At 67.9% G+C, this 14,592-nt stretch carries 11 protein-coding genes; 6 read left to right on the top strand and 5 right to left on the bottom strand.

Annotated elements, in window-relative coordinates; all coding sequences use genetic code 11:
* On the top strand, positions 1–1,458 hold a 1,458-nt coding region (locus C265_RS20310), incomplete at its 5' end, for a pseudouridine synthase (protein WP_010814171.1).
* An 88-nt stretch (positions 1,459–1,546) separates the two neighbouring features.
* On the opposite strand, the gene def is transcribed toward C265_RS20310, so the two are convergent.
* Genes def through smc form a run of 4 tightly spaced genes read right to left on the bottom strand, consistent with a single transcriptional unit; the run spans position 1,547 to position 9,074 of the window.
* Complete coding sequence (gene def, locus C265_RS20315; RefSeq protein WP_010814172.1) at positions 1,547–2,080, bottom strand: peptide deformylase; 534 nt, start codon at positions 2,078–2,080, stop codon at positions 1,547–1,549.
* A gap of 14 nt (positions 2,081–2,094) precedes the next feature.
* Positions 2,095–4,224, bottom strand: a complete 2,130-nt coding sequence (gene ligA, locus C265_RS20320; protein WP_010814173.1) for an NAD-dependent DNA ligase LigA — start codon at positions 4,222–4,224, stop codon at positions 2,095–2,097.
* 12 nt (positions 4,225–4,236) lie between these two features.
* Positions 4,237–5,562, bottom strand: coding sequence for a cell division protein ZipA C-terminal FtsZ-binding domain-containing protein (locus C265_RS20325; RefSeq protein ID WP_037024882.1), 1,326 nt, complete (start codon positions 5,560–5,562; stop codon positions 4,237–4,239).
* Entirely contained in the window at positions 5,559–9,074 is a 3,516-nt protein-coding gene (gene smc, locus C265_RS20330; protein WP_010814175.1) for a chromosome segregation protein SMC, read from the bottom strand. Before smc ends, C265_RS20325 begins: the two co-directional genes overlap by 4 nt.
* 430 nt (positions 9,075–9,504) lie before the next feature.
* Here smc and C265_RS20335 point away from each other — a divergent pair, with 430 nt between their 5' ends.
* A complete protein-coding gene (locus tag C265_RS20335; RefSeq protein WP_010814176.1) occupies positions 9,505–10,332 on the top strand; it encodes a ferritin-like domain-containing protein in 828 nt (275 codons plus the stop codon).
* A gap of 17 nt (positions 10,333–10,349) precedes the next feature.
* Here C265_RS20335 and C265_RS20340 read toward each other — a convergent pair whose 3' ends face one another.
* Complete coding sequence (locus tag C265_RS20340; protein WP_010814177.1) at positions 10,350–11,318, bottom strand: DMT family transporter; 969 nt, start codon at positions 11,316–11,318, stop codon at positions 10,350–10,352.
* A 194-nt stretch (positions 11,319–11,512) separates the two neighbouring features.
* On the opposite strand from C265_RS20340, the gene dapC reads away from it, so the two are divergent.
* The 4 genes from dapC to C265_RS20360 all read left to right on the top strand — a co-directional run bounded on the left by dapC (position 11,513) and on the right by C265_RS20360 (position 14,577).
* Complete coding sequence (dapC, locus tag C265_RS20345) at positions 11,513–12,712, top strand: succinyldiaminopimelate transaminase (protein ID WP_010814178.1); 1,200 nt, start codon at positions 11,513–11,515, stop codon at positions 12,710–12,712.
* A gap of 186 nt (positions 12,713–12,898) precedes the next feature.
* Entirely contained in the window at positions 12,899–13,726 is an 828-nt protein-coding gene (gene dapD, locus C265_RS20350; protein ID WP_010814179.1) for a 2,3,4,5-tetrahydropyridine-2,6-dicarboxylate N-succinyltransferase, read from the top strand.
* Between the two features lie 97 nt (positions 13,727–13,823).
* Positions 13,824–14,207 (top strand): hypothetical protein, encoded by a 384-nt coding sequence (locus C265_RS20355; RefSeq protein ID WP_011615476.1) that lies wholly within the window; start codon positions 13,824–13,826, stop codon positions 14,205–14,207.
* A gap of 22 nt (positions 14,208–14,229) precedes the next feature.
* On the top strand, positions 14,230–14,577 hold the full coding sequence (locus C265_RS20360; RefSeq protein ID WP_010814181.1) for an ArsC family reductase: 348 nt from the start codon (positions 14,230–14,232) through the stop codon (positions 14,575–14,577).
* Positions 14,578–14,592 lie beyond the last annotated feature (15 nt).

Here is a 14,592-nt window from a genome sequence, read left to right on the forward strand (position 1 = left end):
GGCGACGACGACAACCGCCCGCGCCGCACTGGCGACGATCGCGGCGAGGCACGTCCGCGCCGTTTCGAGGGCGGCGATTCGCGTCCGCCGCGCCGCTTTGGCGACGACGACAACCGCCCGCGCCGCACTGGCGACGATCGCGGCGAGGCACGTCCGCGCCGTTTCGAGGGCGGCGATTCGCGTCCGCCGCGCCGCTTTGGCGACGACGACAACCGCCCGCGCCGCACTGGCGACGATCGCGGCGAGGCTCGTCCGCGCCATTTCGAAGGCGGCGAAGCGCGCCCGCCGCGCCGCTTCGAGGGCGGTGATTCGCGTCCGCCGCGCCGTGCTGGCGAGGACAACAACCGCCCCCGCCGTTTCGAAGGCGCCGAATCGCGTCCGCGCCGCGTTGGCGATGACGAGAACCGCCCTCGCCGCTTCGAAGGCGCCGACTCGCGCCCGCGCCGCTATGGCGACGACGAGAACCGTCCCCGCCGCTTCGAAGGCGCCGACTCGCGTCCGCGCCGTTATGGCGATGACGAGCAGCGCCCGCGCCCCGCGCCGTCGGGCGAGCGCCGCCGTGAAGGCACCGCGCCGGCACGCCGCTTCAGCGACACCGCCGACCGCATCCGCACCGCAGGCCCGGCACGCCAGCAGGCACCGGCCGCGCGCCAGGAAAAGCCCGCCCGCGCCGAGTCCAGCCACGACGATGGCCTGGTGCGCCTGTCCAAGCGCATGTCCGAACTGGGCCTGTGCTCGCGCCGCGAAGCCGACGAATGGATCCCGCACGGCTGGGTGCTGGTCAACGGCAAGCCCGTGACCGAACTGGGCAGCCGCATCCGCCCCGACGCCGTGATCGAGATCATGCAGGAAGCGCGCTCCGAACAAGGCGAGCGTGTCACGGTGCTGCTGAACAAGCCGGTGGGCTACGTCTCCGGCCAGGCCGAAGACGGCTACGAGCCGGCCGCGGTGCTGTTCACCCCCGAGAACCAGTGGGAAGGCGATCCCACGCGCAAGCGCTTTGCCCCGTGGCAACGCAAGAGCCTGGCACCCGCCGGCCGCCTTGATATCGACTCAACCGGCCTGCTGGTGCTGACGCAGGACGGCCGCGTCGCGCGCGCGCTGATCGGCGAGGATTCGACCGTCGAGAAGGAATACCTGGTGCGCGTGATCTGGCACTCGCCGCAGGGCGTGGTCGAGCGCAATATCAGCGCGGAATTCCCGGCCGATGATCTCGAGCTGCTGCGCCACGGGCTGTCGCTGGATGGCGTTCCCCTCAAGCCGGCCAAGGTGAGCTGGCAGAACGAGGAGCAGCTGCGCTTCGTGCTGCGCGAAGGCCGCAAGCGCCAGATCCGTCGGATGTGCGAGCAGGTCGGGCTGCAGGTGGTCGGCCTCAAGCGCGTGCGCATGGGACGCGTGGTGCTGGGGGACCTGCCGCCGGGCAAGTGGCGGTTCCTGGGGCAGTTTGAGAAGTTCTGATTCCGGAATTCGCCGACACAAAAAAACCGGTCCTGGGGACCGGTTTTTTTGCGCCTTGCGCGGGTTCGATACCGCGCCGCACAGCTCTTCAATCGTCGTTATTCGGCGGCAGATCCGGAAACAACACCTCCGTAAACCCAAACTGCCTGAAGTCCTTGATCCGCATCGGATAGAGGATCCCCTGCAGGTGGTCGCACTCATGCTGCACCACACGCGCATGGAAGCCCTCGGCCACGCGCTCGATGCGGTTGCCCATCAGGTCATGGCCGCTGTACTTCAGCCGCAGGTGGCGCGGCACCACGCCGCGCAGGCCGGGGACGGACAGGCAGCCCTCCCAGCCGTCCTCCATCTCGTCGGACTCCATTTCCAGCACCGGATTGATCAGCACTGTCTTGGGCACGGTCGGCGCGTCCGGGTAGCGCGGGTTGCGGTCGAAGCCGAAGATCACCACCTGCAGGTCCACGCCGATCTGCGGCGCGGCCAGGCCCGCGCCGTTGGCGTGGTCCATGGTGTCGAACATGTCTTCGATCAGCGTGCGCAGCTCCGGCGTATTGAAGCGCTCCACCGGCCGCGCCACCTGCAGCAGGCGCGGATCGCCCATCTTGAGAATCTCGCGGATCATGGTTGTTTCCCCGGTTATTCCTGTGCCGGCGCGGCGCCGGCCTCTGCCAGCAGCGCCAGCATGCCGGCCTCGTCCAGCACCGGCACGCCCAGCGCCTCGGCCTTGTCGAGCTTGCTGCCTGCCTCGGCGCCCGCGACCACGTAGTCGGTCTTCTTCGATACCGAACCCGCCACCTTGGCGCCGGCGGCTTCCAGCAGTTCCTTGGCGTCCTCGCGCGACATGGTGGGCAGCGTGCCGGTCAGCACGAAGGTCTTGCCCGACAGTGGCGCCGGGGCCTTGGCCACCGGCTCGCTTTCCGTCCAGTGTACGCCTGCGGCGCGCAGTTGTTCGATGACCTCGACGTTGTGCGGCTCGGCAAAGAAGTGCGCGATCGACTGCGCCACCACCGGGCCGACGTCGTTCACCTCCAGCAGCGCGGCTTCGTCGGCTGCCATCAGCGCATCGAGCTTGCCGAAATGCCTGGCCAGGTCCTTGGCGGTGGCTTCGCCCACATGGCGGATGCCCAGCGCGAAGATAAAGCGGTTCATGGTGGTCTCGCGCGACGCGTCGATCGCCGCCACCAGGTTGGCCGCCGACTTGTCGGCCATGCGCTCCAGCGCGGCCAGCTTGGCCACGCCCAGCTTGAACAGATCCGCCGGCGTGCGCACGATGCCCTGGTCGACCAGTTGCTCGACCAGCTTGTCGCCCAGGCCTTCGATATCCATGGCGCGCCGCTGCGCGAAGTGCAGCAGCGCCTGCTTGCGCTGCGCGGCGCAGATCAGGCCGCCGGTGCAGCGGGCGATGGCTTCGTCTTCCAGCTTTTCGATATGCGAGCCGCAGACCGGGCAGGCAGTCGGCATCACGAACGCGCGCGCATCGTCGGGGCGGCGTTCGGTCACCACGGCGACCACCTCCGGGATCACGTCGCCGGCGCGGCGCACGATCACGGTGTCGCCGATATGCACGTCCTTGCGGCGGATCTCGTCCTCGTTGTGCAGCGTGGCGTTGGTCACCGTGACGCCGCCGACAAACACCGGCTTGAGCCGCGCCACCGGCGTGATCGCGCCGGTGCGGCCGACCTGCACTTCGATGTCCTCGACGATGGTGGTCATTTCCTGCGCCGGGAACTTGTGCGCCAGCGCAAAACGCGGCGCGCGCGAGACAAAGCCCAGGCGCTCCTGTTCGGCCAGTGCGTTGACCTTGTAGACCACGCCGTCGATGTCATACGGCAGCGCGTCGCGGCGCTGGCCGATATCGCGGTAGAAATCCAGCAGGCCCTGCGCGCCCTTCACCACCGCCCGGTCCTTGCACACCGGCAGACCCAGCGCGGCAAAGCCGTCGAGCATGGCGCTGTGGGTGGGCGGACGGTCCACGCCCTGCAGCTCGCCCAGGCCGTAGGCGAAGAACGACAGCGGCCGCTTGGCGGTGATGCGCGGATCGAGCTGGCGCAGGCTGCCCGCGGCGGCGTTGCGCGGGTTGACGAAGGTCTTCTCGCCGGCCTCGGCCTGGCGTTCGTTGAGCTTGTCGAAGTCGCCGCGGTACATGAAGACTTCGCCCCGCACTTCAAGCACGGCGGGAGCCTGGCCGCGCAGCTTCAGCGGGATCGCCTTGATGGTGCGCACGTTGACCGTGACATCTTCGCCGGTCTCGCCGTCGCCGCGGGTGGCGGCCTGCACCAGCCTGCCGTCCTCATAGCGCAGCGACATGGCCAGGCCGTCGAACTTCAGCTCGCAGGCGTACTCGACCGCATCGGCCGCGCTGAACAGGTCCTGCTCGCCGGCTGCGGGCGCGGTGCGGCCCAGGCCCTGCGCGCAGCGGCGGTCGAAGTTCAGCACGTCGTCGTCGGCGAAGCCGTTGTTGAGCGACAGCATCGGCACGCGGTGGCGCACCGAATCGAAGGCCGACAGCGGCTCGCCGCCCACGCGCTGGGTGGGCGAGTCCGGCGTCTGCAGTTCGGGATGCTCCAGCTCCAGCGCCTGCAGCTCGCTGAACAGCGCGTCGTACTCGGCGTCGGGAATGGTAGGCGCGTCCAGCACGTAGTACTGGTAGTTGTGGCGATCCAGCTCGTCGCGCAGCCAGGCCACGCGCTTGGCGGCGGCTTCGGGCGGCAAGGGGCCGGCGGGCGCGGAGGCATCTGCCTGCGCGCCGCGGTGTGTTGCGGTCATGGCAGGCTCCGGCTAGATACTGAACAGGCGCTGCGCCACCAACGAACCGGCCGGCATGCCGCGCGCTTCCAGCTTGTTGTACAGCGTTTCAAGCTGGCTGAAGATCGCGACGAACGAGGCCTCGGTCAGCGGCCGCATATTGTCGTCGACCAGCTGCGCGCCCATGCGCTGGGCCAGCGTGTGACCGTATTCGCACACGGTCTTGAACGGCTTGGCGGCCTGGTCGGCCACCGGCACGTCGAGCAGCAGCGTGATCTGGCGGCCGGCCTTGACGGTCAGGTCGTCGCGCAGGAAGTTGGTGTCGCCGAACTGCAGCGTGAACAGCGGACGCTGCACGCCCTCGGCATTGGCCTGGTAGCGGATAAAACGCGTGCCGTCGCGCGACAGCACCAGCCCGTCCTGCGTGGCAACGTTCTGCACGTACGCCGCCGACCACGGCGCGCCATCCGAGATCACGTTGACGCCCAGCTGCACGTCGCAGCCGGCGGCAAAGCCGTCGAGCTCGCGCGCATTGGCGACGGTCTCGCTCATGTCCGGCAGGTCGGCCGAAGCGTCGAGCGACTCGGCCAGCGACTCCACCGCGGTGATGAACTCCGAAAATTCCAGCGCGTTGAGCGGGCCGCCGCGGTTGGCCAGCTGCACGCCGACCTGCAGGTCTTCGTACTGGTGGCCGGCGGTGACCGGCTCCCATGCATTGGCTTCGGTGCGCAGGCCCTCGATATGGACCTGCTTGGTGCCGGCGCGGCGCAGCCGGCCGGTCAGCGGCAGGATGCGGTCACCGGAGGCCTTGCGCTCAAGGTGCAGGGGCACGATGCAGTCGATCAGCGGATCGATCAAGGCAGGCGTGGGCTGGCCATCGGGCACGGCGGCCACCGGAGCTGGGGCGGGTGCAGGTGCGGGAACCGGGGCCGGAGTGGCCTCGGCTTTGGCTTCAGCCTCGTCCTCGGCGGCCTCGGCATGCGTCGCGGCGGTCGCGACGGACACTTCCTCGGCGACGACTTCGTCGGCGTCCGCGGTGCTTGCGGCGGCCGCAGCGGCGGCAGCCGCATGGTTGCTGTCCGTCGCCACCGCGGCACCGGCCGTGGCCTGCGCCGGAGATAGCGTCGGCTCACGCCGCGGTGCCTGTTCGGCAGCGGCTTCGTGCAGGCGCGCGGCGGTTTCCGGCGCGGTACCCTGCCCGACCACCGGCTCGCGCATCGGCGGCAGGTCGTCTTCGGGGCTGAGCTCGCGCGGGCGGCGCGCCTTGCGGATCTGCCACTGGTTGTAGCCGAACACCAGTACCACGAAAACCAGGCCCGCGACGATCAGCGCGGTCTGCAGGTCCATGTTCAGTTTCATGCTGCCTCCGCCATCGAAACCGCCGCGTCCATATCCACGGCCACGATACGCGAAACGCCCTGCTCCTGCATGGTCACGCCAATGAGTTGATGAGCCATTTCCATGGCAATCTTGTTATGTGAGATGAAAACGAATTGAGTCTTGTCCGACATGCGCGCCACCATATTGGCGTAGCGTTCGGTGTTGGCGTCGTCCAGCGGCGCGTCCACCTCGTCCAGCAGGCAGAACGGTGCCGGGTTGAGCTGGAACATGGCAAACACCAGCGCAATCGCGGTCAGCGCCTTCTCGCCGCCCGACAGCAGGTGGATGGTCGAGTTCTTCTTGCCCGGGGGCTGCGCCATCACCTGCACGCCGGCGTCGAGGATTTCCTCGCCGGTCATGATCAGGCGCGCCTGGCCGCCGCCGAACAGCGACGGGAACAGCTCGCCGAAATGATGGTTGACCTGGTCGAAGGTGCCCTGCAGCAGCGCGCGGGTTTCCTGGTCGATTTTGGCGATCGCGTCTTCCAGCGTATTGATGGCGTCGTTCAGGTCGGCCGACTGCGCATCGAGGAAGGTCTTGCGTTCGCGCGCCGCCGCCAGTTCATCGAGCGCGGCCATGTTGACCGGGCCCAGCGCGTTGATGGCGTTGTTGATGCGCGTGACTTCGCCCTGCAGGTATGACGGCTTCAGATCGCCGGTCAGCTTGTCGGCCAGCGCGGCCTCGTCCACTTCGGCCGCGGTCAGCTGCTCGCTGAACTGCTCCTGGTTCAGGCGCGCGGCCTGTTCCTTGAGCTGCAGCTCGGTGATGCGGTCGCGCAGCGGCTGCAGGCTGCGCTCGGCGGCCAGGCGCTGCTCGTCGTGCTGGCGCAATTGCGCCGACAGCGCATCGAGTTCGGTGCGCGCGATGGTGAGCTTTTCTTCCTTCTCGGCGCGGCGCTCCAGCGCTTCCTGCAGGCCGGTATGCGCGGTCTGCTCGTTGATGGTCTCCAGCTCGGCGCGGGCGTTTTCCAGCGATTCGGCGATGCGTTCGGCCTGGTCGGCGGCCACCTGGATATTGCGGCGCAGCTCGTCGATGCGGCTGGCCAGGTTGCGCTCGGCAAAGAGGGCTTCCTGTGCGGCGCGCTCGAAATCACGCAGCTGGTGGCGCGCGCCCGAGAGCTTGCTGTCCAGCGCCTCGAAGGCCATTTGCTGGTCTTCGTGAGTGGCCTGCATCTCTGCCAGCGCGGCGTCATGCTGCTCGAAGCTGGCTTCGGATTCGGCCCGGATGGCGCGTTGTTCCTCGATCTGCGCGTGGATTTCGTCCAGCTCCTCGCGGATCTGGCCGCTGCGGGCGGAGTAGCGCTCCATCGCCTGCGACAGCTTGAGCACGTCCATCTGCAACGCGTGCACGCGGCGGGTAGCCTGCTCGGCGCGCGCGCGGGCATCGCCGAGCCCCTGGCTGGCCTGGGTGTAGGCCGCTTCGGCACGCACCGCCTGGGTCTTGGCTTCGTCGGACAGCAGCAGCTGCGCGCGCGCCTGCTTCTGCAGATTTTCGATCTCCTGCTCGCGCGCCAGCATGCCGGCCTGCTCGGAATCGGCGGCGTAGATCTGGATGGCGTTGCGGCCCACCAGGTGGCCCTCGGCCACGACGAACGACGCGCCGTCAGGCAGCGTGTTGCGTGCGGCCAGCGCCTGCGCCATGTCGGTGGCGACATAGATATCGGCCAGCCAGTCCTGCATCACGGCGCGGATGCCCGGCTCAGTGATCTGGACCAGCGACATCAGCGGGCGCAGGCCGGCAGGCGTTTCCAGCGGACGGGCGGCGGCCGGCGGCGAGTAAAACGCCAGCTTGGCCGGCGGCGCGTCGGACAGGAAGGCCTTGACCCAGTCCAGGTTCGACACTTCCAGCGCGGCCAGCTTCTCGCGCAGCACGGATTCGAGCGCGTTTTCCCAGCCCGGCTCGATATGGACCTTCTTCCACAGGCGGGGCAGCTCGGCCAGCTCATGCCTGGCCAGCCACGGCTGCACCTTGCCGTCGGTCTGCACGTTCTCCTGCAGCTGGCGCAGCGCCGACAGGCGCGCCTCCAGCGTGGCGATTGCGGAGGCTTCGCTGTGCACGCGCGCCTGCGCGGCGCGGCGCGCTTCGTCCAGGCGCGGCACGCTCTCTTCGGCGTCGGCCAGCACGGCCTGGGCTTCCTCGACCAGCGCTTCCTGCTCGGCCAGCTCGGCGCGGGCCTGCTCCAGGCGGGTCTCGTCGGGACGGTCCAGGCCCTTTTCTTCCGCCGACAGGCGTTCGCGGCGCTGTTCCAGCTGCTGCAGCATCTGGTCGGCGCTGCGCTGCTGCGCGGCTTCGAGCTTCAGGGCCTGCTCGGCCTGCATGATGCCGGCGCGCTGCTCGTTGAGCAGTTGCTGGGCGTCGCGCCATTGCCCTTCCAGCGTCGGCAGTTCGTCGTTCTTGTGGGCGACGGCTTCCTGCGCCTCGACCGTGCGGCCTTCGGCCACGGCCAGGTTTTCTTCGGCCTGCGCCAGCTCGTCGGTGGCCTGTTCGGCCTTGCCCTGCCACTGCTCGCGCTGCCCGGTCAGCGCGGCGATCTGGGCCTGCACGCGATTGCGCGATTCCACCACGTAGCGGATCTCGGCTTCGAGCTTGCTAACTTCGGCGTTGGCCTCATACAGCGCGCCCTGCGCGGCGTGCATGCCATCGGACGCCGCGTAATGCGCGGCGCGCATGGTTTCGAGCTCGGCTTCGACATGGCGCAGCTGCGCGGTCTGCGCTTCCAGGTCGATCTGGGCCTGCTCGATGGCGCGCTGGTGGCGTTCCTGCTCTTGCTGGGCCTCGCGCTTGCGCAGCAGCCACAGCAGGTGCTGCTTTTCTTCGCCGTCGGCATGCAGCGTCTTGAAGCGTTGCGCCACCTCGGCCTGGCCTTCCAGTTTTTCGAGGTTGCTGCCGAGTTCGCGCAGGATGTCCTCCACGCGGGTCAGGTTCTCGCGCGTGTCGGACAGGCGGTTTTCGGTTTCGCGGCGGCGTTCCTTGTACTTGGACACGCCCGCGGCTTCTTCCAGGAAGATGCGCATGTCATCGGGCTTGGCCTCGATGATGCGCGAGATCATGCCCTGCCCGATGATGGCGTAGGCGCGCGGGCCCAGGCCCGTGCCCAGGAAGATGTCCTGGATGTCGCGCCGGCGCACCGGCTGGTTGTTGATGTAGTAGGACGAAGTGCCGTCGCGGGTCAGCACGCGCTTGACCGCGACTTCGGCGTACTGGCTCCACTGGCCGGCGGCGCGGCCCTCGGCATTGTCGAACACCAGTTCGACACTCGCCCGGCCGGCCTGCTTGCGCGCGGTGGAGCCGTTGAAGATGACGTCCTGCATGGATTCGCCACGCAGCTCTGACGCACGTGACTCACCCAGCACCCAGCGCACCGCATCGATGATGTTCGATTTGCCGCAGCCGTTGGGACCTACGATGCCGACCAGTTGGCCGGGCACTTGAAAATTGGTGGGATCGACAAATGACTTGAAGCCCGCCAGCTTGATCGAGGATAGTCGCACGGTTTCTCGTGTGGTATCGGCCACTCCGGTATCGGAACCGGGTCGGCCTGGTATCGGGGCTATTGCACTGTTCAGAAAGCCGGGCTGCGCGGGAGCCGGCGCGGCGTGACGCCAGCACCTCAAAATACCCCTCGGGCCCGAGAATTGGGGCTAATCATACCATCGCAGATGCCTTCGCCGGCCCGTTTGGCAGTCGCCCCGGCGTCATATCCCATGGCCGATTTCCCTTGCTATTCCGCCCCTTACAAGCGTTTCCGCAAGCACTTTGGCAGGCGCCGTGGGCGCTGTCAGCCAGCGTTGCCGGCCAATCGCCGGGAAACTAATTAGGGTAAATGCTAGTCTCTGATCTGTCGGCGTGACTCCGGATGCGCTCCGAGCCAAACGCCCATGAACGCCCGTCGCAGCCTTTGGCCAACCAGGAGGACAGAGCATGAGTGAACCGTCAACGGCCGCCCGGCCGTGGTCTGTCAGCGACATCAACTACCAGGCGATCGACGTGGAACGCGTACGCGGCGACCGCGATCTCTTCTACCTGTTGGTGTCGGCCTCGTTCATCGAGAGCGGATCCGACACCTATGCAGGCAACCTTGCCACCTATTACGCCCGTGTGCCCGACGCGGCCGACTGGCTTGCCGAGCACTGGGAAGCCGAGGAACTGCAGCACGGGCTGGCGCTGCGGCGCTATGTCGAGCATGTCTGGCCGGAATTCAACTGGGAGCGCGGCTATGCACGCTTCTTCGACGAGTACAGCAAGACCTGCTCGATCGACCAGTTCGAGCCGACCGAGGGCCTGGAAATGGCGGCCCGCTGCGTGGTGGAAACCGGCACCGCCGCCTACTACCGCGCGCTGGAACAGGCCAGCGACGAACCGGTGCTGCGCGACCTGACGCGGCGCATCTCCAACGACGAGGTGCGGCACTACAAGCACTTCTACCAGTACTTCAACCGCTTTGCGGCATCCGAGCGGCTGGGCCGGCTGCGCGTGCTGGGTGCGCTGGCGCGCCGGCTGCTGGAGATCAAGAACGAGGACGCCGCGATCGCGCTGCGCAATGTGCTGCGCATGGAGCGCGGTGTGGAAGCGGTGTCAGAAGCCGAGGTGCGCGCGCTCAATGCGCGCGTGTCCGGGGTGATCCGGCGCAACATCCCCATCGAAATGACCGTGAAGATGCTGCTGCGGCCGCTGCACTTGCACCGCGGCGTCGAGCGCGCGGTACGGACGCCACTGGTGGCAATGGTGTCGCGGGTCATGCTGCACTGAAGCACCCGCCGGCTCAGTCAGTGACATGCCGCTGCCTCGGCGCCCGCTGCGGCCGGCGCCGGCGCGCGGCTCCGGTGCACCAGTCCCGACAAAGCGCCGGCGGCGATGATGCACAGGCCGCCGGCCGCTTCCTTCCAGCTCAGCACCTCGGTCGCCAACCACCACGAGGACAGCGCTGCGATCACGATTTCGAACAGCATCAGCAGCGACACGCGGTTGGCCGGCAGCCGCTGCAGCCCGTATTGCACCACCGAGTTGCTGACCACCAGCACCGCCGCCAGGCCCAGCACCAGCATGCCCACGCTGACCTGCGCGCCCGCGACGATGGCCACCGACGGGCCATCGAGCAGCAGCGCGGCCGGCACGCCCACCACCGTGCAGCCCAGATAGACCACCACCGTGCGCACGCGTGCGTCCATGTCCGGGAAGCGCTGGCCGGCGCGGCGCGACAGCACATTGTTGACGGCAAAGCCCATGCCGCCGATCAGGCCCGACCATTCGGCGGCGGAGCCCGGCAGCGGCACGCCGACCTCGGGCGTCCACAGCATCAGCCCGGCGCCGAACAGGGCCAGCGCCACCAGCGACAGCCCCGCCGCCGACAGCCGCTCGCCCAGGAACAGCCGGGCAAACAGCGCGGTCCAGACCGGGGTCAGGTAGAACAGCAGCAGCACGCGCATCACATGGCCGTTGACGCTGCCCCAGACGAAGCCGGCGTTGGTCACGCCCGCCGCCAGCCCGATCGCGACAAACAGCAAGTGCGGGCGCAGGCCGGCCAGGTGCCGGCGGAAGACCAGCAGCGACAGCACCGCCGCGACCGAGCTCACCAGCGCCGCGGCGTGCATGCCGCCCAGACCCCAGCCCGCCAGCACGCGGTACGGGAACCAGGCGATGCCCCAGACCGAGGCGCCGATCAGGATGGAAAGCGATGCCTTGACCGCATGGCGGTCGGCCGGCGCATGCTGCGCCGCAACAGTATTTGTGCTCATAAAGGGGATCAAAGCGAGGCGAGCCGGGCCGCCGACCGGTGACAGGCAGGCAGGGTCCGGACGGCGCCGGCGGCATCACCAGGGCGTGATGCCCGCCATCCGTGCTCGTGGCCGGCCGCGCGGGCCGGGCCGGCGCACGGAAACCCGCGCCGTTCCTCTATAATGCGTCGTTTTAACCGGCCCCGACTGACACTGTGAATCCGCGCCTCGACCTGCTCCAGCCCTACCCGTTCGAGAAACTGCGGGTGCTCTTTGCGCAGGTAAAGCCTGCCGACAAGCCGGCCATCAGCTTTGGCATCGGTGAGCCCAAGCATCCGACGCCTGAATTCATCAAGCAAGCGCTGGCAGAGTCGCTCGCGGGGCTGGCGAATTATCCCACAACGGCAGGTTCCGATGCACTACGGCAGTGCATCGCCAGCTGGCTGGAACGCCGCTACGGCCTGCCCAAGGTCAACGCCACCACCGAAGTGCTGCCGGTGACCGGCTCGCGCGAGGCGCTGTTCGCCTTTGCCCAGACCGTGGTCGACGGCACCCGCGCGGGCGCGCTGGTGCTGTGCCCCAACCCGTTCTACCAGATCTACGAAGGCGCGGCGCTGCTGGCCGGCGCCACCCCGGTGTTCGCCAACAGCGACCCGGCGCGCAACTTCGCCCCGGCCTTCGACCGCATCGCCGACGAGGTCTGGCAGAAGGTGCAACTGCTATTTGTGTGCACGCCCGGCAACCCGACCGGCGCGGTGCTGTCGCTGGAAGACTGGAAGCAGCTGTTTGCGCTGTCGGACCGCTACGGCTTTGTGATCGCCTCGGACGAGTGCTACTCGGAGATCTATTTCGACGAGGGCCGCGCCCCGCTGGGTGCGCTGGAAGCCGCGCACAAGCTGGGCCGCGGCCTTGACCGGCTGGTGATGTTCTCGAGCCTGTCCAAGCGCTCCAACGTGCCGGGCCTGCGCTCGGGCTTCGTCGCCGGCGACGCCGCGCTGCTGAAGAAATTCCTGCTATACCGTACCTACCACGGCGGCGCCATGAACCCGGCGGTGCAGAGCGCCAGCATCGCCGCCTGGAACGATGAATCGCATGTGCGCGAGAACCGCGCCGCCTACGTGCGCAAGTTCAGCGAAGTCACGCCGATGCTGGCTGAGGTGCTGGACGTGGCGCTGCCCGATGCAGGCTTCTATCTGTGGGCCGATGTCTCGCGCACCGGCCTCACCGATACCGAATTCGCCGCGCGCCTGCTGGCCGAGCAGAACGTGACCGTGCTGCCCGGCAGCTACCTGGCGCGCGAAGCCGACGGCATTAACCCGGGGGCAAACCGCGTGCGCATGGCGCTGGTGGCGACGCCGGAGGAATGCCTGGAAGGTGCGCGCCGGATCGTGGAATTCTGCAAATCGCTGGCCTGAGGCTTTGGCCTTGACCACTGGTTTGCTCCCCTCTCCCGCTTGCGGGAGAGGGGCCGGGGGAGAGGGCAGGCGGTTCTACCAGCGTGGTGCCTTGCTAGACCCCCCTCTCCCCGACCCTCTCCCGCTGAGGGGAGAGGGAGAACACAATTGGCCGAACATCAACATTCAACACCTGAGAAAACGAACATGACGCAAGCTCTGCAAGCCCTGATCGACCAGGCCTGGGAAGACCGCACCAGCCTGTCGCCCAAGTCCGCCCCCAACGACATCCGCGAGGCCGTCGCCAACGTCATCAGCCAGCTGGATTCCGGCGCGCTGCGCGTGGCCGAGAAGCAAGGCAAGGACTGGATCGTCAACCAGTGGATCAAGAAGGCCGTGCTGCTGTCGTTCCGCCTGGAAGACAACGCGCCGATGAGCGCCGGCGGCTTTGCCCAGTTCTACGACAAGGTGCCGACCAAGTTCGCCAACTGGAGCGCAGACGACTTCGCCAAGGCCGGCTTCCGCGTGGTGCCGCCGGCCGTGGCCCGCCGCGGCTCGTTCATCGCCAAGAACGCGGTGCTGATGCCGTCGTACGTCAATATCGGCGCCTACGTCGACGAAGGCACCATGGTCGACACCTGGGCCACGGTCGGTTCGTGCGCACAGATCGGCAAGAACGTCCACCTGTCGGGCGGCGTGGGCATCGGCGGCGTGCTGGAGCCGCTGCAGGCCAACCCGGTGATCATCGAAGACAACTGCTTTATCGGCGCGCGCTCGGAAGTGGTTGAAGGCGTGATCGTGGAAGAGAACTCGGTGATCTCGATGGGCGTGTACCTGGGCCAGTCGACCAAGATCTACGATCGCGAAACCGGCGAGATCCACTATGGCCGCGTGCCGGCCGGCTCGGTGGTGGTGGCGGGCAACCTGCCGTCCAAGGATGGCAAGTACAGCCTGTACTGCGCCGTGATCGTGAAGAAGGTCGACGCGCAGACCCGCGCCAAGACCAGCCTGAACGACCTGCTGCGCGGCGACTGAGCACGCCTGGCGCAGCCCGCAACGGCTGCGCCGCCCCGTCCCGGGGCCCGGCCCCGGGGCAGTATTTCCGTTGTCACCCCGCCTGGCCAGGCTGAACATGCCTTCCCTCCGCAAGCGACTCATGGCCCTGGATCCCACCACCGTCAGTACCGTGCTCTCCCTGCTGCCCACCATTCTCGAGCAGGCCAACAAGACCATCGAGAAACTGAAGAAGAACAAGCGCAAGGACGGCACGCCGGAAGGCGCGGTGGCCGACACGCGCGATCCCGCCGCCCGCATCGCCGAGCTGGAAGCCGCTGCCGTGCAGCAGGCCGAGGCCGTCAAGCTGCTGGCCGAGCAACATGCCATCACCATCGACGCGCTGCGCAAGGAAGCCGCCCGGCTGGACCGCCGCCTGCGCCTGATGACCGCGGTGGCCATGGGCGGCGTGGCGCTGGGCCTGGGCGGCCTGGTGATCGCGCTGAACCTGCTGTTCCGCTGAATCCAATCCATCAAGACTAGCCATGACCGTCCTGCTCTACGGCATACCCAACTGCGATACCGTCAAGAAAGCCCGCACCTGGCTGGATGCCAACGGCGTGGCCTACACCTTCCACGACTTCAAGAAGCAGGGCGTGGATGAAGCCATGCTGCGCGGCTGGCTGAAGCATGTGCCGCTGGCCACGCTGCTCAACCGCAAGGGCACCACCTGGCGCACGCTGTCGGACGCCGACAAGGCCCGCGCCGAGCAGGAAGCCGGCGCGATCGCCTTGATGCAGCAAAGCCCGTCGCTGATCAAGCGCCCGGTGCTGGCCCACGATGGCAAGGTGATGGTCGGCTTCTCCGCCGACCAGTACGCCGGCCAGTTCTGATTTCCATTTCCGTAG

It is taken from the genome of Cupriavidus sp. GA3-3, from assembly GCF_000389805.1.
In the GTDB taxonomy this organism is placed as follows: domain Bacteria; phylum Pseudomonadota; class Gammaproteobacteria; order Burkholderiales; family Burkholderiaceae; genus Cupriavidus; species Cupriavidus necator_D.

Excerpts from the sequence above, each read along its gene's own strand:
- def (WP_010814172.1), bottom strand. The coding sequence starts at position 2,080 with ATGATCCGCGAGATTCTCAAGATGGGCGATCCGCGCCTGCTGCAGGTG.
- ligA (WP_010814173.1), bottom strand. The coding sequence starts at position 4,224 with ATGACCGCAACACACCGCGGCGCGCAGGCAGATGCCTCCGCGCCCGCC.
- C265_RS20325 (WP_037024882.1), bottom strand. The coding sequence starts at position 5,562 with ATGAAACTGAACATGGACCTGCAGACCGCGCTGATCGTCGCGGGCCTG.
- C265_RS20335 (WP_010814176.1), top strand. The coding sequence starts at position 9,505 with ATGAGTGAACCGTCAACGGCCGCCCGGCCGTGGTCTGTCAGCGACATC.
- C265_RS20340 (WP_010814177.1), bottom strand. The coding sequence starts at position 11,318 with ATGAGCACAAATACTGTTGCGGCGCAGCATGCGCCGGCCGACCGCCAT.
- dapD (WP_010814179.1), top strand. The coding sequence starts at position 12,899 with ATGACGCAAGCTCTGCAAGCCCTGATCGACCAGGCCTGGGAAGACCGC.
- C265_RS20355 (WP_011615476.1), top strand. The coding sequence starts at position 13,824 with ATGCCTTCCCTCCGCAAGCGACTCATGGCCCTGGATCCCACCACCGTC.
- C265_RS20360 (WP_010814181.1), top strand. The coding sequence starts at position 14,230 with ATGACCGTCCTGCTCTACGGCATACCCAACTGCGATACCGTCAAGAAA.